The organism is Sphingobacteriia bacterium (assembly GCA_017304685.1).
Lineage (GTDB): Bacteria > Pseudomonadota > Alphaproteobacteria > Rickettsiales > 33-17 > JAFKLR01.
The window spans coordinates 1-18888 of the sequence record JAFKLR010000004.1; the positions used below are offsets into that span (position 1 = coordinate 1).

The 18888-nt window shown below is 28.4% G+C and carries 17 protein-coding genes and 2 tRNA genes; 7 read left to right on the forward strand and 12 right to left on the reverse strand.

Going from position 1 to position 18888, the window contains the following annotated elements:
- The 3 genes from tuf to J0H68_05320 all read right to left on the reverse strand — a co-directional run.
- Positions 1–129 (reverse strand): elongation factor Tu (gene tuf / locus J0H68_05310; GenBank protein MBN8828107.1); only part of this gene is annotated, 129 nt, incomplete at its 3' end.
- A 54-nt stretch (positions 130–183) separates the two neighbouring features.
- A tRNA-Gly gene (locus J0H68_05315) sits at positions 184–257 on the reverse strand.
- A 33-nt stretch (positions 258–290) separates the two neighbouring features.
- Positions 291–376: transfer RNA gene (locus J0H68_05320), tRNA-Tyr, on the reverse strand.
- A 168-nt stretch (positions 377–544) separates the two neighbouring features.
- On the opposite strand from J0H68_05320, the gene rlmB reads away from it, so the two are divergent.
- Both rlmB and def read left to right on the forward strand, forming a co-directional pair.
- The gene (rlmB, locus tag J0H68_05325) at positions 545–1270 is read left to right on the forward strand and encodes a 23S rRNA (guanosine(2251)-2'-O)-methyltransferase RlmB (GenBank protein ID MBN8828108.1); all 726 of its coding nucleotides are present in this window, start codon (positions 545–547) and stop codon (positions 1268–1270) included.
- 4 nt (positions 1271–1274) lie between these two features.
- Complete coding sequence (def, locus tag J0H68_05330; protein MBN8828109.1) at positions 1275–1790, forward strand: peptide deformylase; 516 nt, start codon at positions 1275–1277, stop codon at positions 1788–1790.
- A gap of 2 nt (positions 1791–1792) precedes the next feature.
- On the opposite strand, the gene dnaE is transcribed toward def, so the two are convergent.
- Positions 1793–5248, reverse strand: a complete 3456-nt coding sequence (gene dnaE, locus J0H68_05335; GenBank protein MBN8828110.1) for a DNA polymerase III subunit alpha — start codon at positions 5246–5248, stop codon at positions 1793–1795.
- A gap of 80 nt (positions 5249–5328) precedes the next feature.
- Between dnaE and J0H68_05340 the strand changes: the two genes are divergently transcribed.
- The 3 genes from J0H68_05340 to J0H68_05350 are packed head-to-tail and all read left to right on the forward strand — an operon-like array spanning position 5329 to position 7769.
- Entirely contained in the window at positions 5329–6147 is an 819-nt protein-coding gene (locus tag J0H68_05340) for a 2,3,4,5-tetrahydropyridine-2,6-dicarboxylate N-succinyltransferase (protein MBN8828111.1), read from the forward strand.
- Entirely contained in the window at positions 6140–7270 is a 1131-nt protein-coding gene (dapE, locus tag J0H68_05345; protein MBN8828112.1) for a succinyl-diaminopimelate desuccinylase, read from the forward strand. Before J0H68_05340 ends, dapE begins: the two co-directional genes overlap by 8 nt.
- On the forward strand, positions 7236–7769 hold the full coding sequence (locus J0H68_05350) for a chorismate lyase (GenBank protein MBN8828113.1): 534 nt from the start codon (positions 7236–7238) through the stop codon (positions 7767–7769). Before dapE ends, J0H68_05350 begins: the two co-directional genes overlap by 35 nt.
- Here the strand turns inward: J0H68_05350 and J0H68_05355 are convergent.
- Entirely contained in the window at positions 7732–8355 is a 624-nt protein-coding gene (locus J0H68_05355; protein ID MBN8828114.1) for a threonylcarbamoyl-AMP synthase, read from the reverse strand. The genes J0H68_05350 and J0H68_05355 overlap by 38 nt on opposite strands.
- 34 nt (positions 8356–8389) lie before the next feature.
- Between J0H68_05355 and J0H68_05360 the strand changes: the two genes are divergently transcribed.
- Positions 8390–9025: a ParA family protein gene (locus tag J0H68_05360; GenBank protein MBN8828115.1), complete on the forward strand. Its 636-nt coding sequence runs from the start codon at positions 8390–8392 to the stop codon at positions 9023–9025.
- A 30-nt stretch (positions 9026–9055) separates the two neighbouring features.
- Here the strand turns inward: J0H68_05360 and J0H68_05365 are convergent, their stop codons facing one another.
- The 7 genes from J0H68_05365 to J0H68_05395 form a co-directional block, all read right to left on the reverse strand.
- On the reverse strand, positions 9056–9658 hold the full coding sequence (locus J0H68_05365; protein MBN8828116.1) for an adenylyltransferase/cytidyltransferase family protein: 603 nt from the start codon (positions 9656–9658) through the stop codon (positions 9056–9058).
- A 36-nt stretch (positions 9659–9694) separates the two neighbouring features.
- The gene (locus tag J0H68_05370; GenBank protein ID MBN8828117.1) at positions 9695–10402 is read right to left on the reverse strand and encodes an amino acid ABC transporter ATP-binding protein; all 708 of its coding nucleotides are present in this window, start codon (positions 10400–10402) and stop codon (positions 9695–9697) included.
- Positions 10399–11787 (reverse strand): ABC transporter permease subunit, encoded by a 1389-nt coding sequence (locus J0H68_05375; GenBank protein ID MBN8828118.1) that lies wholly within the window; start codon positions 11785–11787, stop codon positions 10399–10401. The genes J0H68_05370 and J0H68_05375 overlap by 4 nt, the downstream gene beginning before the upstream one ends.
- A 107-nt stretch (positions 11788–11894) precedes the next feature.
- Positions 11895–12464 (reverse strand): aminodeoxychorismate/anthranilate synthase component II, encoded by a 570-nt coding sequence (locus J0H68_05380; GenBank protein MBN8828119.1) that lies wholly within the window; start codon positions 12462–12464, stop codon positions 11895–11897.
- Complete coding sequence (locus J0H68_05385) at positions 12464–14050, reverse strand: SurA N-terminal domain-containing protein (GenBank protein MBN8828120.1); 1587 nt, start codon at positions 14048–14050, stop codon at positions 12464–12466. Before J0H68_05385 ends, J0H68_05380 begins: the two co-directional genes overlap by 1 nt.
- A complete protein-coding gene (locus J0H68_05390; protein ID MBN8828121.1) occupies positions 14047–17211 on the reverse strand; it encodes an efflux RND transporter permease subunit in 3165 nt (1054 codons plus the stop codon). The genes J0H68_05385 and J0H68_05390 overlap by 4 nt, the downstream gene beginning before the upstream one ends.
- Before the next feature lies 1 nt (position 17212).
- Positions 17213–18316, reverse strand: a complete 1104-nt coding sequence (locus tag J0H68_05395; protein MBN8828122.1) for an efflux RND transporter periplasmic adaptor subunit — start codon at positions 18314–18316, stop codon at positions 17213–17215.
- A gap of 208 nt (positions 18317–18524) precedes the next feature.
- Here J0H68_05395 and J0H68_05400 point away from each other — a divergent pair, with 208 nt between their 5' ends.
- Positions 18525–18878 carry a TrbC/VirB2 family protein gene (locus J0H68_05400; protein MBN8828123.1) on the forward strand — a complete coding sequence of 118 codons (354 nt, stop codon included), beginning with the start codon at positions 18525–18527 and terminating at the stop codon, positions 18876–18878.
- Positions 18879–18888 lie beyond the last annotated feature (10 nt).

Genomic DNA, 18888 nt, shown 5'->3' on the forward strand with positions numbered 1-18888 from the left:
CTCCGCCCTACCAGCTTCCGCTAATACCTTCGTGATAGCCGCTGTTAATGTCGTCTTACCATGATCAACGTGACCTATAGTCCCTATGTTTACGTGCGGCTTATTCCGCTCAAACTTTGCCTTAGCCATCTCTTCCCTTCCATTACTAAGTTATTCTTAAAAAATCAATAATCTTAAAACAATTGGAGCGGGTGATGGGAATCGAACCCACACAGCCAGCTTGGAAGGCTGGGACTCTACCATTGAGCTACACCCGCTTTTGTTCTTTTAAAGCTTATCCCTAAGAATAATGGTGGAAGGGGTAGGATTCGAACCTACGTACGCATTCGCGGGCAGATTTACAGTCTGCTGCCTTTAACCACTCGGCCACCCTTCCAATATCTTAAGAACATACCGCCTATATCTTTAGCACTATATAATTATCAATTAGAAAAATTAAGTCAACTTAAATTAATTAGACATTTGAAAAATAAATATCTATATTTTAGTTTTATAGATTAATAAATGCAAAAAATTAAAAAGTCAATTAATAGATCATAAACATATGCAAAAACATAAAGCTAATAAACAAGTAATATATGGTAAGCATCCAGTATTAAGCGCTATCACAAATTCTCAAAGAAAAATCTACAGATTTTTTACCACTGAAAAGTATGATTTTGATAAATATTCTAAATCTATATCTTCACAACTTTTAAGTAATAGTGAGATATCTAAATTATTACCAGAAGGCGCTGTACATGGTGGATATGCTTTAGAATGTAGTTTACCTAAGACATATTCAGTAAATGAATTTGTCGAAGAATTAAACAGCGAAATATGTACTATAGTAGCTTTAGATCAAGTAACTGACCCGCATAATATAGGAGCAATAATCAGAAGCGCTGTAGCTTTTAATGTTAATGCAATTCTAATCACGGAGAGCAATTCTAATTATGAATCTCCTATAGTTGCAAAATCTGCCTCTGGAGCATTAGAAAGCATAAAAATTATTGAGGAAATAAATTTATCGAGAAGCTTAAACTTTTTAAAAGACAAAGGTTTTTGGTGTATAGGTCTGGATGGTGAAGCTAAAAAAGACTTAACAGATTTACCTAAATTTGAAAAAAAGGTAATATTACTCGGCGCTGAAGGAAAAGGACTTAGAAGGTTATCGAAAGAAAATTGCGATGAACTAGCTAAAATTTCTATAAACTCTAATATAGAAAGTTTAAATGTTTCTAACGCTGCTGCTATTACATTTTATGAATTAAATAAAAATTCTAATTAAAAACATGACAATTTTACCGTTAATTATAGCTCCTGATCCAATTTATAGCAAAAAATCTACTGATATATTAGTAATAGATGAAGAGATCAGGAAATTAGCTAGCGATATGATAGATACAGTCTATTTTCAACATGGTATTGGTATGGCTGCAACTCAAATAGGAGTTCTAAAACGAATCATTGTAGTTGATATTAATTATAATAAAAATGATCCCACTACAAGAAACCCTATTATAATGATTAACCCTGAAATACTTGAATTTTCTACAGAAACTTATGAATTTACAGAAGGCTCAATTTCTTTTCCCGAGGCTTACGTTAAAACCTCACGACCTAGAAAAATAAAAGTTAAATATACAGATTTAGAAAAACGTGAACATATAATTCAGGCTGAAGATTTATTTTCGGTCTGCATTCAACATGAAATAGATTATACACTAGGTAAAACTTATTTAGATTTAGCTTCTCCTCTTAAAAAGAGAATAATTTTAGAAAAATTATTAAAAAGAAAAGTTAAATAATTTTAATTATAAATAATTTTAAGGTCCTGAATATTTTTTTGTATTAAATCAATTGCAAGTGCATCAACTTTATAAGTTTTTGGAAGTTTAATAAGGACAAATCTTTTTTCCTCTGGTAAATAGAATTTAATTTTAATTGTAGTAGAATGATCCATTTCTTTTAATCTATTTATAAAATCTGTAATACTTTGACTGGAAGTTTCAAATATGATTTCACGTGTAGCATTGATAATTTTATTAACTAAATAATCAATATCTCTTAAAAAGAATCGTACACCACCCTCATCTTTTTTTGCTTCGATTTTTAAAATTACTGGAGCTCCGTTATTAAATAATGATTTATTTTCATCATACATATCGATTACTTCTTTATTAAACATAGAAATTTCATAATTTCCTGTTTGATCAGATGCAAGCAAACTACCAAACCTACCTTTTCTAGAAGCTTTAATTTTAACATCTAATGGCACTGAAGCTACATAATAGGTTTGTAAGCTTTCCGTCGAATTTTCGTAAACATTTTTTAAGTTAGATACCCCTAATCTTTTAATATACTCTTTGAATTCATCAAGCGGATGACCAGAAAAGTAAAATCCATACACTTCAAATTCATAGGAAAGTTTTGTTAAAGGCGACCACTCTTCAACTTGTGATAAATTTAATTTACCAATTGAAGATTTTATTACTGACGAACTAAATAAGCTAAACTGATCTGTATTATCATTTTTACTATTTTCATGTCGAGTTATAAAATTTAAAATATTTTCAGTATTTTCAAAAATTTGATTCCTATTCGGATTTAGCTCATCAAATGCACCTGCCTTAGCAAAATTTTCAACAACTTTTTTATTAACTGGTTTATCGTTCATTCGCTTGGCAAAATCTTCTAATGAACTGAACTTCCCATTTTTTTCTCTTTCTTCAATAATTGTTTCAGAAACCTGCTTACTAACATTTTTAAGAGCTGAAAGCGCATATCGAATACATTTTTTTCCATTATAAAATTCAAGACTAAATAAAGGATAAGAAAAATTTATTGATGGAGGCAAAACTTTAATATTAAAATTTCTCGCTTCTTGAATGAATATAGAAATTTTATCAGTATCATGTATGTCATAATTAAGAGAGGCAATCAAAAATTCAACAGTGTAATTTGCTTTAAGAAAAGCTGTTTGATACGAAATTACAGCATAAGCAGCAGCATGCGATTTATTAAAACCATATCCAGCAAATTTATCAACTAAATTAAAAATTTGAGTTGCTTGGTCAGCATCTATACCATTTTCTATTGATCCTTTTACAAAAATCTCTCTTTGCGCATCCATTTCTGCCTTAATTTTTTTACCCATCGCTCGACGAAGTAAATCCGCTGCTCCTAATGTATAACCTGCAAGAAGTTGAGCTATCTGCATTACTTGCTCTTGATAGATTATTACCCCAAAAGTCTCTTTTAAAGCGTTTTCTAATTTTGGATGTATATAATCAGGTTCTTCTAAACCATGTTTTCGTGCAATATATGTTGGTATATTCTCCATAGGGCCCGGTCTATATAACGCGCCAAGAGCTATAAGATCTTCAATTGCGTCAGGTTTGAGCTTACGCAAAGCATCTTTCATTCCACCACTCTCAAATTGGAAAACCCCAGTGGAATCACCATTAGAAAGTAATTCATAAGTTTTTTTATCTTTAAAGCTTATGTTATCAATATTTAATTCAATTCCTTGTTCTTGAAGCATATTTACAACATGCTGAATTACCGTAAGCGTTTTTAAACCTAAAAAGTCAAATTTTACTAATCCAGCCATTTCAGCATATTTCATTGAATATTGCACAACTGGCATGCTTGATCTTTCATCGTAATATAAAGGAACTAATTCAATTAATGGTTTGTCAGCTATTACTACACCAGCTGCATGAGTAGAAACGTGCCTGAACAACCCTTCTAATTTAAGCGCAATATTAACCATACGATCTATATCCCGACTTTCAGCCATTCGCTTTCTTATACTCGGTTCAAGATCTAAGGCTTCTTCAAGCGTAACAGGACTAACAGGATTAAAAGGTACCATTTTACAAATATCATTAACTTGCGCCAATTCTACTTGAAGCACCCTTCCAACATCTCTTAAAACAGCTCGCGCCTGTAACTTTCCAAAGGTAATAATTTGCGCAACTTTATCTTCACCATATTTCATTTTAACGTAATTAATCACTTCATCACGTTTATCCTGACAAAAATCTATATCAAAATCTGGCATAGAAACCCTGTCTGGATTTAAAAATCTTTCAAATAGCAACCCAAATCTTATTGGATCTAAATTCGTGATTTCTAAACTCCAAGCAACTAATGAACCGGCACCCGAACCTCTCCCTGGGCCTACAGGTATATTGTTCTTTTTACTCCATTTTATAAAATCAGATACTATTAAGAAGTATCCGCAGAATTTCATTTTAGAAATTACATTTATTTCAAATTCTAATCTTTCAAAATAAGTTTTTGCAAGTTCAGCAAATTGTTCTTCATTAAGATTTTCAATTATTTTTTTCTTCTCTAATCTTTCCTTTAAACCTTCCTTAGCGTATTTAGCAAATAATTCTTCTTCATCATCTATACCGTTATCGGTAAATTTAGGAAGCATAGGAGCTCGTGAATGCATAACAGCAGAACATCTTTCAGCTATTATTATTGTATTTTCAATAGCTTCTTTAATATCAGAAAATAATTCATTCATTTCTCTAATACTTTTAAAATAAGCCTGAACTTTAGGCTTTTGTCTTTTTTCATTTTGCACAAAATCATTTGTTGAAATACAACTTAGTACATCAAATGCTTCATACATTTTTTCAGAAGGATAAAATACTGGATTAGTAGCCACGAGAGGTAAATTTAAATCATAAGCAAAGTTAATTTGATCTTCTTCGATTTTATGATCATCAATGTTATCTTGTCTGATTAATTCTATATAAATATTATTCTTAAATATATCACTTAAATTTTTTATAAAACTAATAGCCTTGTCTTTCTCTTCTTTTAATAATAATTTTCCTAAAGTTCCTTCAGAAGCACCACTTAAAATTATTAAACCTTCTTTTAATTCTGTTAACCGATTGTAATTAATATGGGGATCAACATTCGTATTTGTTAAATTTAAAAACGATTCACTATTAAGTTTTATTAAATTTTGTAACCCAATTTTATTCTTAGCAAAAATATTAATGCTATCAAATTCTTTATAAAAGGGGTTCAGTATTTTCATTTTACAACCAATAATTGGCTTAATTCCTTTTTTAATTGCTTCTTCTGAAAATTCTAGCGAACCAAACAAATTACCTTGATCACACATCCCAACTGCAGGCATGTGCTCTTTCTTAGCCAAAGCTACAATATCATTAATTTTTAGTGTGCTTTGTGCAAGTGAATATGCACTATGAACGCGTAAATGGATAAATTTATTCATGAACTTAAGTTATTTATTGAAAGAGGCTAAAAAAAATTTATAATCCAATGACATAAATTTTACAATATTAGAATGAAAAAATGAACATTGATTATATAAAAAATTTTATTGAAACCTTATGGAATGATAAAAACTCTAATTCTTTAGTACCTACTGAAGATAATAAAAAAGTTATTAATGATATTATCAACTTATTAGATAGCGGTAAAATTAGAATAGCTGAAAAAATAAATGACAAATGGCAAGTTAACGAATTTGCTAAAAAAGCTGTATTGCTATATTTTTTCTTTAATAAAAATATTACTTTAGAAGGTAGTTCTTTAAATCACTTTGACAAAGTACCACTTAAAACTTCTAATTGGAGTGAAACAGAGTTTACTACAGCTGGATTCAGAATAGTTCCAGGATCAATTGTTAGAAAAGGGGCTTTCATTAGTAAGAATGTAGTTGTTATGCCTTCTTTTATTAATATTGGAGCTTTTATTGATGAAAATACAATGATTGATTCAATGGTTACTATTGGTAGTTGCTCACAAATTGGTAAAAATTGTCATATATCAGAAGGTGTGGGTATTGGCGGAGTATTGGAACCATTACAAGCAAATCCTGTTATTGTTGAAGATAATTGTTTTATAGGAGCTAAATCAGTAATAGTTGAAGGCGCAATTATCAGCGAAGGCTCGGTTTTAGCAATGGGTACACAAATAGGAGCCAGTACAACAATAATTGAAAAAAATTCAGGAAAAGAATATAAAGGATTTGTCCCACCCTATTCTGTAGTAATTCCTGGTAGTCTTAAAATTAACGATAATTTAAATAAAAATTGTGCAATTATAATTAAAAAAGTAGATGCTCAAGTGAGAACAAAAACCCAAATTAATGAGTTATTACGTGATTAATAGCAACCAGAATTTAATTAATTTGTGTAGCAATCTGATTTCAATTGAAAGCATTACACCTTCCAATAATAAAGTAATTGAATTTACTAAAAATTACTTAGAAAACCTAGGTTTCAAATGTTTTGAAATAACTTCTAAAACTACTAATAATTTATATTGTGAAATTGGTGAAGGAAATAAAAACATTTGTTTTGCAGGTCACTTAGATGTCGTCAGAGAAGGCAGCGGATGGACTTTCCCACCATTTCAAGCGACTTTAAAAAATGATAATATTTATGGCCGTGGCGCTGTAGACATGAAGGGAGCTATAGCTGCAGCAATTATAGCTGGAGTCAACTTTTCTAAGCTTAAAAAAGGTAAATTTAGCTTAATGCTTGTTGGTGATGAAGAAGATGGCAACAATTATGGCACCGAAGAGATTTTGAAATGGCTGGATAAACAAAATATTAATCTTGATTATGTAATAGTTGGTGAACCTACAAATCCTGAAAAACTTGGGCAAATGGTAAAAATCGGTAGACGTGGTTCAATTTCTTTTATTGTAAAAATTAAGGGTAAACAAGGTCATGTTGCTCATCCTGAAAATACGATTAACCCTATTAAATATGCAGCGAAAATTATAAATGGCTTTTATACCAGTCAAATTGATAATGGAAACGAACATTTCATACCCTCTAATTTAGAAGTAACTAATATTAATGTAGGTAATTTATCTCGAAACGTTATTCCCGGTGTTTGTGAATTATTTTTTAATATCCGCTATAGCTTGCTTCAAAATGAGCAAAGTTTAGTTACATATGTTACAAAAATTATCGAAGAAAATATTGGTGAAGCCTCTTATGATATTGAATATAATAATTCTGCTTTACCTTTTATAAGTTTTAATGAAAAGCTAATAAACGCTGTAACCGAAGTTATTGAAGAAATACATGGAGATAAACCAAGGGTAGCTGCTATTGGTGGAACTTCAGATGCACGGTTTATTCAAAAATATTTCCCGGTAATAGAATATGGTTTAAGCTTTAAATTAGCTCATCATGCAGATGAATTTGTAAGTTTAGAGGAATTACATCAACTTTGTTTAACTTATGAAAAAATTTTTAACCGACTTTCCAACTTTTGATAATATCACTTGGAATAGTTTACCTCCTAAAATTGTAATTGATCCGGTGTTCACTTCACCAAACTCAACTACTAAATTTTTTAGTGATCAATTTGGAAAAAATTCTGTTAATATTATAAATTTTAATTCTGAAATTGAGCCACTTTTAAATTCTGAAATAAGACTTCTCAAAACTACAGAAAAAAATGCCTATATTAGAAAAACTATAATGTCTATAAATAATATTAAGCTTATTTATTCTAGAATTTGCATAGTAGAAAATTTATTAGACAAAACATTTTATAAACAAATTTATGATTTAGGAAATAAACCTATAGGTAATATCATTTTTACTAAATCTACTATTAGAAGTAAGTTTAGCTTTGCAGAAAATAAAGATTTTTTGTTTAGGAGATCAATAATTAATAATCCTTTAGGTAATATTTTAATTAATGAAGGGTTTTATAAACCCTCACTTTATACTATTCACCAAGAGCTTTTAAAATTTCATCAAAAGTAATTTGACCTTTTCTTAGTAATTTTATTTCATCAACTGCGCTTATTACAGTAGAAGCTTGAACTTTTTCTGATATATCTCCATTTATAATAACTTTAACTTTATCACCTAAAGATCGTTTAATTTCTTCGGCATTTTTACTATCCGGAAAACCTGAAATATTGGCACTAGTACCGATAATAGGGTATTTAAATTTTGCAAGTAAATCCAAACAAAAATTATGATTAGGGATTCTAAAACCTATATTATCACTATTATTATTAATGTTTTTAGCTAATATATTATTTTGTTTTAATTTAGCAATTATAGTTAAAGGTCCAGGGCAGAAAGCTTTTACTAATTTTATTATTCGATCGTTTATTTCACAAAATTCAGATAATTGTTCTAAATTATAAGCCAGTATAGATAATGGTTTATCATTACTTCTATCTTTTGCTTGATAAATTTTTTCTACTGCTAAGGAATTCGTAGCGTCACATGCAAGAGCAAATACTGTTTCTGTAGGAAAACTTACTAATTCACCTTGTTTAATATATTCATAAACTTTTTGTATTGCTAAACTATTATTTTCTGCGATAATTTCAACCATAGGTTAATTTAATTTTTATTTTTGTTTAAAACATATGAATACCAAAATAATAACTATTGCACAACAAAAAGGTGGAGCAGGAAAAACAACTTTAGCTATACATTTAGCGGTTGGTCTTTTCCAACAAGGAAATAAAATAGCTGTTATCGATATTGACCCTCAAGGTTCATTTTCAAAATGGTTCAACGCTAGGAAACAAAAATTTGGTGAAACCTATGCAGGCATTAAATTAGTTAATGGTGTAGGGTGGAGAATTAATTCAGAGCTTTCAAGCCTTAGAAATAAATTTGATTATATAATAATAGATAGCCCTCCTCATGCAGAAACAGACGCAAAAGTTTCAATTAAAGAAGCGGATTTAGTTTTGTTACCAGTTCAACCTAGTCAGATGGATGTATGGGCATTAGAAACTACTATGAAAATTTGTGAAAAAGAAAAAATCGACTATCTAGTAATTCCAAATAGAGTTAATGCTAATTCCAAAACTGCTAAAGAAATATTTGATAGAATTAATAATTTAGCTAAAACAACTTTAGGCAATAGGGTTGCGTATGCAAACTATTTAAAAGACGGTAAAACAGTAACTGAAACTGAACCATCTTCTATAGCTGCAACAGAAATTAAGCAACTTGTTGAAGAAATAACTAAAGTATTTGAAGAAGTAGATTAACAAAAGAGCTAATTACTTCTTCATCAGTTATCAATTAAATTCTCCAACGTATTTTTTAATTAAAGGTATAAATTCGTGGGCCTGAGGAGGAAGGAAGTGCTTCACCTCATCAATTTTATTTTGCGAAATAAGTTTTCTAATGTCAGTAGCATTAATTCCTTGATAGTTTTCAACTTCTAGATATCTCCACTCAGGAAATAAACTTAAATAATATGAACTTGCATCTTTTTGGTGTCCTATTAAAGCTACACGAGTCTTACCCTTCCCAGCAATTTTTTTTACTGAATTAAGTACACTATTTCTCCAATCGTCATCTGATTCATAATCATCTAGCGCCTCAATAAAATATCTATTGTTATAGTTATCTTCTAATACTTTACTTATCAACTCTTTTCTTTCAGAAAATGTAAGTGGGTTTTTAAACGATCTTGGCTTATTGGCTGAACCGCAAAGAATGATTATTTTTTCAGAAACTTGTAAAGCGCTTTCTACTACCTTTAGATGCCCATCATGAAATGGTTGAAATCTTCCGATAAACACTGTGTATGTGAACTTTTTATTCTCTACTGTTTTAGCTATAGCACTATTAATTAGGTAGAAAAATATTAATATAGTTATTTTAAATTTTGACATATTGCTCTCTAAATTTATATTAATTATTAAATTAGGTTATTCATTCATAAAATCTTTTATATGGTCCAATTCTGATTTTAAAAATTCATTTTTAGGCATATCAGCAATTATTTTACCTTTCTCAAGTAATATCACTCTTGTAGCAGCTGATTTCATAAAATACATTTCATGAGTAATAAAAATCACTATTGTATCCTTAAATATTATCTCTCTAATTAAATCAATAATTTCTTTTACATTCTTAGGATCGAGAGCGGATGTAGGTTCATCAAATAGTAATATTTTAGGTTCCATAGCTATACATCTTGCTATTGCAACTCTTTGCTTTTCCCCACCTGATAGCATTTTCGGCATTTCATGCATTTTATGAAGCAAACCAACTTTTTCTAATTTTTCTTTAGCAATTACAATAGCTTGTTCTTTAGATATTTTTTTTACATTGATTAAAGGACAGGTAATATTTTCAATAACACTCATATTGCTAAACAAATTAAAATTTTGGAATACCATTCCAATATTTTGTCTTTGCTCACTTATATTTTTTTCATTTAAGCGAACCTGATCTACAATAACATCACCGTTGTTTTGAAGTTCTAATTGATTTATTATTCTTAAAAGAGTAGATTTACCACTTCCAGAACTACCAATTATAGCTATTACTTCTCCGCTATTAAATTGAAGGTTAATATCTTCTAATACTTTTTTGTTTCCAAAAAACTTGTTAATATTTTTAAGTTCAATCATATTCTATTTTTTAATTTTTTTTCTGCAATGGATAAAATAAAGTTTAAAGTCGTAACTAAAATATAATAATAACAACCTGCAATAATTAATGGTGTTAAGTAATCATATGTTTCAGAAGAAATTAGTTGAGCTCTTCTCATAATATCTAAAGCACCAAGAACAGATATGATTGAAGATTCCTTTATCATATTTATCATTTCATTAATTAATGAAGGAATAATATTTACAAAAGCTTGTGGTATAATAACTAGCCTTAAAGACATGAACTTAGTCATTCCTAAAGCCTTACACGCTTCAAGTTGCCCCTTATCTATTGCATTAATACCAGCTCGCAAATGCTCCGAAATGTAAGCTGAAGAATTAATTGAAAAAGCTATAACACCTGCTGTAAAGATAGAAATTTGAATTCCTAAAATTTTTTGTAGCGCAAAATATATTAAACTTAATTGTAAAATTAGTGGAGTACCTCTTAAAATAGAAACATAACTTTTAATAAAAAAATTACATATTTTATTTAAATTCGCTAATGCAGTAATTACTAATCCTATTATTAAACCAATTAGTGTAGATAAAATTGCATATGCAATAGTTAAAGGTATTCCCTTAGCAATAAATTCTATGTGTTTAACATTAAATATCCCTAGGAAAAGCTTTGAATCTTCAAAGTTAAATTTAAACCACTTTTGAGTAATTTTATTTAATTCACCATTTTTTTGGTATTTATCAATAACTTGATTAAAATCTTTTGTTAATGAAGAATTTTTAGGTAATGCAATTACAGCCTGCCCACTAATAATTTCTGTAACCTCATATAAAGTAAATTGAGGATTATTTTTTAAAATTGATTCCGCTTGCACTCTATCTAAGAAAAGTATGTTTATTCTATTGCTCTTCAATTCTTCTAAAAGCATTGGAATACGTGAAAGCGATTTAATCTTCGTAAAGCCCTTAGTTAATAAACTAGATTCAAAAACAGTGCCGGTTTGAACACCTATTATTAGTTTTTTAGCATCTGTTAAATTACTAATTTTAAGGTTTTTATTATAAATAAACGCTGATTTTGCTTCATAATATGGTATGGTAAAATCTACTATTTTAGCTCTTTCGTCGGTTTTAGAAATATTCGAGATAGCGAAATCAATAATTCCTGAATTAATTGCAGGTATAAGAGAAGCAAAATCCATCTCAATAATTTTTAATTTATATCCTAGTTCATTAGCTATTAATTTTGCTACGTCAGCATCAATCCCTGTCACTTCTCCTTCAATCATCATATCAAATGGTGGATAATCTGCAGAAATTCCAACTTTTAATATTTTGTTGTTATCATCACTTTTACAAGAATTTAAGATTAAAAGAAACGCTACAATCAGAGTTCTTAACATAGCTATAATTTTTATTAATTTTTTGATGATTTTTAAGATATAATTCACATTTGTCAAGGAAAATTACTTATTAATTGCACCTTAAAAAGTAATTTTTATAAAAAATACTAATTTATAAATTTATTAATAATTTTAAGACCATTATCTGTTAAAATACTTTCAGGGTGAAACTGGATTCCATACAAAGGTGCAGTTTTATGATGTACAGCCATTATAGATTTATCATCTTCTGATATCGCATCTATCTCTAATGCATTTAATTTATCGGTTTGTTCTATTACAAGTGAATGGTATCTAGTTGCATTAAAAACAGATGGTAAGTTAGTAAACAAGCCCTGTTGTCTTGTACAAATTTTACTAACCTTTCCATGCATTGGATAAGGCAATTTAATGATATTATAACCAAAATAATACCCTATTGCTTGATGCCCTAAACATATTCCTAATAGCGGTGTATGTTTAGCATAAGCGTAGTCTATTGCGTCTAAACTACCTTTTGCATATTTTGGATGCGAAGGGCCTGGAGAAATTAATATTTTAGAAGGCGCCATTAAAGCAATTTCTTTCTTACTTATTTTATCACTTCTTTGTAAAATGATTTCAATATTTGTTAATTGTTTTATATACGCCACTAAATTATAAGTAAATGAATCAAAATTATCTATTACTAATAACATTAACTATCAAAACTATCTAAAAATTTCTTATTTATTTTTACTTTTGTTTTATTACGTAAAAATTCAATATATTCAGAAATAATTTCATGCTTAGTATCATTTTGGATCTTTGTTTTTATTGCATCAAATACTTTTTCTTCCTTACCATAAGATGCATTATTAATTTTTACTCCTTTCACTAAAGCAAAATATTTTTTATCAGTTAAGCTATCAAATACAGGGGTAATCCTTCCAATCTCAGTATTAATTATTCCTCTAATTAATTCATTTGGAATAAGAGGAGAAATCTTTGTTTCATCTAAACTAAATTCTTTCTCTTCAACTTCAGCATTAGTAAGATTAATAAAATCTTTTAATGCAGCATTTATATCTGTGCTCGAAAATACTTTTAAATACTCTTTATTTATTATTTCATTTTTTTGCTTGGTTTCATAAATTTCTGTAACAATTTTTTTTACTTCATTAAAAGGTTTGAGAATAGGCTTTATTATTTGTGTACATGCTACTAAATGGTATTTTTTATGATCTTGATCAAATATTACTTCAATCTCTTGTCCTACACTTAAATTAAATATGTTTTCGACCTTATTTTCAAAAATTTTTAATTTTGGATCTGTTTTTATTATATTATCAAGTTTGCTAATTTTTAAGCCTGTTTTTTTTGCTATTTCCTCTATTGTATTTCCTGAAGCAACCATATCATCAATTTCTTCAGCAAATGTATAAAGTTTTTCATCCAGTTTTTTATTCATAAGATCAATTTTTATTTTTTCTTTTAAATCTTCATATGAATTCTTTCTTTCTTTATAACCTCTTATTTCATATGCATCTTTAATTTCATCTTCAGAAATGTTAATAGAAGACCTAAGCACATTTTTATCAAATGAAATGTAAGTAAAATCTCTAGCTTCCGGTGTCATAAAAAGCTCATTATTTTTTTCATAAATCTTTTTAAGTTCACTTTCATCAGGTTTATTCACTATCAATTTGTTTAAATCAATTTTAATTAATCCTACTTGATAAGTAGTATTTATATAATCATTAATTATATGTTCTGCATTTGGAAGCCTTATAGGTCTTGAAGAAATAGCAGAAAGTAATAAATTTAGTGTTAAATCTCTTTTTAAATTTTCCGAAAATAATTTTTCATTTACTCTTTTATTACTTAAGAATTGCTTGAAAAGCTTTACACTAAACTCACCTTTTTCATCATGAAATAAGCTAAACTTTTTAATTTCAGCTATAACGCTATCATCTCCAACATAAATTCCTAAATTTCTAGCTTCATTTAAAATTAAAGTATTATCAATAAGTTTATTTAGAACGTAAGATTTTAGATTTAGTCTTTTTAGATCTTCTTCACTTAAATGCTTACCTATTGATTGTTCAAGTCTGTTTTTCTCTTCAATATATTTATTATTAAATTGTTCACGAGTAATTGTCTGATCACCAATTTTGACCGCAAAGTTATTAAAATCATGTTTTATAATATCTCCAATACCCCACAATACAAAGCTTGCAATAATGAGTATTAAAAATACTTTAGCAATCATACTTTTAAAAACGTTTTTAAAATTTCCTATCATGACATTAACCCTATAACCTTAACTTTCAAATTTTGCTTTTTTAAACTTAATTTAGTTTTAATATTTTCCCCATAAAGTACAAGTGCTGGCGTAAAAAATAATGTTAATATTGTTGCAAAAGTCAAGCCGCCTGCAATTGACGTTGATAATTGTGTCCACCACTGTGATGATGGGGAATCAAATGAAATATCAAAACCTAAAATATCAATACTTAACTTAAACACCATAGGAAGTAAACCTAATACTGCAGTAGTTGCAGTTAATAAAATTGGTCTAATTCTTTGCGCTCCTGTTCTTATCAATCTTTCTCTTAAACTAATATTTGGATTCATTTGTAAAAATGTATCGATGAAAATAATATTATTATTAACTACAGTTCCAGCAAGGGCAATTATTCCTACCCCACACATTACTATACCAAATGGCTGATTTGTAATAATTAAACCTAATAATACTCCAATAGTAGAAAATATTACTGCACTCATAATAACGAAACTATAATAAAAACTATCAAATTCTATAAGGAATATAATTAAAATTCCAAATAAAGCTACAGAAAAAGCAATTTTTAGAAAATCACTAGTTTCATCTTTTTCTTCTTCATCACCACTAAATTTAACCTGTATGTCATTTGATATATTCAGTTTTTTTAATCTTTCCTTAAGTTTATTTAATTCAGTATCTAATAAATATCCATCTTTTAAATCAGCCTTTAAATATAAAGTCCTATAACCCTCTATTCTTTGAATATTACTTATTTTATAGCGAGGGTTAATATTAATTACATCAATTATAGGTACATAATTTCCGTTAGCAGGTGCCATTAAATAATTTAGGTTATAAAACACTCTATTTTCTTTAGGGAATCTAAATTTAATATCAATTTCTTCATTTAAATCTGATAATCTTATTTTAGCTAAATTTATACCTTGTGTAAGCATTTGTACAATATCACTAACAGTCTGAGAATTAACTTTATAAAGATTTGCTATATTTTTATTAACCTTTAATTCCCACTCAATAATTTTAACCTGGCTATTATCTTCAATATTTTTAAGAGATCCTAATTCATTTACTTCTTTTTTTACTTGAGCAAAGGTTTTTTCTAATGCTTCTTTGTTAGAACTTGCAAGTTGAAGTTCAAATGGTTTACCTTGATTTGGTCCTGATCTTTCAACTATTGTATTAACTTTAATTCCAGCTATATTTTTAGTAAGGTATAATAAATCTTTTGTAATATCTTTGACTTTTCTTCTATCTCGCCAGTCTTTTAATTCAAAAGTTATTCTAGCAATTTCATCGCTAGCATATTGGCTCGCCATCATTCCTTTTGGAGTATCAATTTTAGAATACTGAACTTTATAATCTTTACCTAATAAAGGAGTTATTTTTTTCTCAACTTCCTTTAACACTTTATCCATTTGCTCTATAGAATAATTTCCTTCTGAATGTATAGTTATACCAAAATTGTCTGGTTCAACATCCGGGAAAAATTCAAATCCTGTACCAAAAATAAAGTAAAATATATAGACAACAAATAAAAACCCTAAAATAGAGCCGCAAAACTTACCTGGCTTATCCAAAACTTTATTCAATAATTCTATATACTTTTTGGTAAAAGGATTTAAATTATTTAGATCTCCTTCTTCTTCGGCTGCCATAACTTGCTGAATTTGTTCTTCTGAAGCATTAATTTTTTTTCTTGTAATTGCTCCTATTACCGGAATAAATATGAAAGCCATTATTAAAGAAGAAGTAAGCGTTGCGATCAAGGTAATAGGTAAATATTTCATAAATTCACCAGTAATTCCTGGCCAGAACAATAAAGGCACGAACACAACTATAGTGGTTCCAACAGAAGATAATACCGGCCACACCATTCTTTTAGCACCTAATGCATAGGCTTCTTTTGGTGTATATCCTTCAATAAGTTTTCTTTCGGCATATTCACATACTACAATTGCAGCATCAACTAACATTCCTACAGAAAGTATTAAACTAAATAAAACTACAATGTTTAAGGAGTAATTCATAAAATCCAGAAATAATATCCCCATTAAAAACGAACCTGGAATTGCTAATGTAACTAATATTGAAGAAGCAAGTCCCATCGTGGCCAAAACCGGTGCTAGCGCTAAAATAATTGCAAGAAAAATATTATTTTCTAATTCCTTTAACATATCTAAAATATCTTTTGATTTATCTTGCGTATAAATTACATTTAAATTCTCAGGCCAATTTTCTTTTTCTAATTCAACTAATTTATAAACTTCTTGGGCAGTCTTAATAATATTACTTCCTGATCTTTTAGAAATTTCTAATACATACGCTGGACGATTATTAGCGCGGGCTATACTAGTTTTATCTTCAAAAGTACGTTTTATACTTACTAAATCGTTCAGTTTAAGCACTTTGTTATTTTTTACATGAACTCCTAGTTCATTTAAATCTGCAAACTTATTAACATTAGATACAAGATTAATTGAATATTTTCCAGTAGGCTGAAAAATATCTCCTGCTAATAATAAATCTAAATTTGAACTAACTAATTGTTTTAAATAATTAATATCGATTTTATAGGTGATTAAAGTTGCAGGATCTATGGTTATATCAATGATTTCTTCTCTAATTCCTACTAATTCAACTTTTAAAATATCAGTAAGTTGCATCAATTTATCTTTCATATCATTTGCAATTTTTTTCATTGTTTTTTCAGGAATATTGCCTGTTAAAATTACATTTAATACTGGGAATTGACTTAAATTGATTTCATTTACTTGTGGCTCATCTGCTCCTATTGGCAGTTCACTTTTAGCTTGATTTACTTTTTCTCTAACATCATTTAAAGCTTTCTTACTATCGAATCCTGCAAAAAATTCTAGCTCAACATATCCGTAACCTCTACCTGCAACACTTTTTATTTTTTTTAAGTTTTCGAGAGTTTTAAGATATTTTTCAAGAGGTTTGACAAGGAATTTTTCACTATCATCAGGTACTACGCCATTATAACCTACATATACCCAAATTATAGGAATAGTAATATCTGGAGTACTTTCTTTTGGTATTTGTTTATAGGTAGAGTTACCTGAAAATATAATTAATATGAATAAGAAAATTATTAATTTTGTATGATTCAAACAATAATCTATAAGGCTATGCATTTTATTTACTAATTTTTACACTTGAATTTGAAGTCACAAAATTTTGCCCCATAATAATTAAGGTAGCTTTTTCAGGTAAATCCCCTGTAATAATTACATTGTCTTCTTCTTCACCTACAATTTCGACTTTTAAATTTTCAATATGATTGTTTCTAACTATTTTAATAACTAGTTCACCTTCATCATTTAGAGTTAAAGATGATGATGGAACTTTATATGCTTTTACTTTATCATATGTAATCTTAACGGTTGCAACCATACCATCATATAACTTTTCTTCATTATTAATAATAGTTACATCAACAGGAAAAGTTTTAGATTCAGACTCTATTACTTGGCTTACAAAACTTACATAAGCATTTAATTTTATTCCATCTTTCAAACTAACTACAGCTTTATTACCGTCTTTAATATTTTTAATATATTTTTCTGAGACACCTAATCTAACTTTATAAGCTTCAGTAGTAATTATTTCTCCAATTTCTTGCATGTCAGAAATAATTTGCCCTACTTTTAAATTTAATTTTGAAAGAATTCCATTAAATGGTGCTTTTATGAACCTATTTTCATACATTCTTTGCGCATGCGCTAAATTAGCTTGAGCTCCTTCAAAACTAGCTTCAGCTTCTGCAAAAGTGGAATTAGAGCTTAATCCTTTTGCTTTTAAAGCACGCACCGAATCTAATTCTATTCTTTTTTTTCTTAAATTTGCTTCAGCTTCTTGTAATTTTAATTCAAAATCTCTTATATCTAATTTTGCTATTAAATCCCCTTTATTAACTTTATTTCCTTCATCTATAATTATTTCTGTAACCTTACCTTCTTCCTCGGCTTTTAAGCTTACTTTATTATTAGCTTCTATAAACCCATACCCTAAAAAGGATACATCTGAATCTTCTAATTTTATTTCTGCAACCTTAACTGTTACTTCGTCATTTAATTCTGATAAATTTTCTGACTGCCTAAGAATTTTTTTACTAACCGATATAAGTATAAAGATTATAATTAAAATACTAAGAATCTTTTGCCAAGTTTTTAAAATGTTAAATTTTTCCTTTATAACATTGAAAAAATATAATAGCTTATTTACAATTCTGTATTGCATTTATTAAAACCTTTGATATATACGCACTTAATATGTGCAATTTTAAAATAAAATTCTTAATTGTACATATTTATTATTTATAAATTTTACTGTTATTTTTATAAATAATTAAAATTTTTATTAAATCGTTGTAGACAAAAGATTTTTTTAATAATAAAATGTATTAAAAGCATTAAAACGCTTATGTAATTTTAATGGAGCCTTGTTTATGCAGACAATTATCGCACAATTAAGACGTATTATTTTAATTTTTTCATTTGTATTTTCATTAGTAGTAGCACTTCCTGAAGCTTCTATGGCTGCTGACGATTTTACCGCTGATAACAATCCTTTAGCTAAAGCTTTATGTAGAGCAGTAATTTTTATTACTGGTACATATGGTAAAGCTATTGCTACAGCTGCAATTATTGCAGTGGGTATTGGTGCGTTACTTGGTAAAATGCAATGGGGTGCTGTTATTTTAGTAGTAACAGGCATAGTAATTGTATTTGCGGCCCCAATGGTAGTTATGTACCTTTCAAGTATGGGTGACTCTAGTTTCTGTAACTTCGCTAAATCGTAATCTCTAAGGG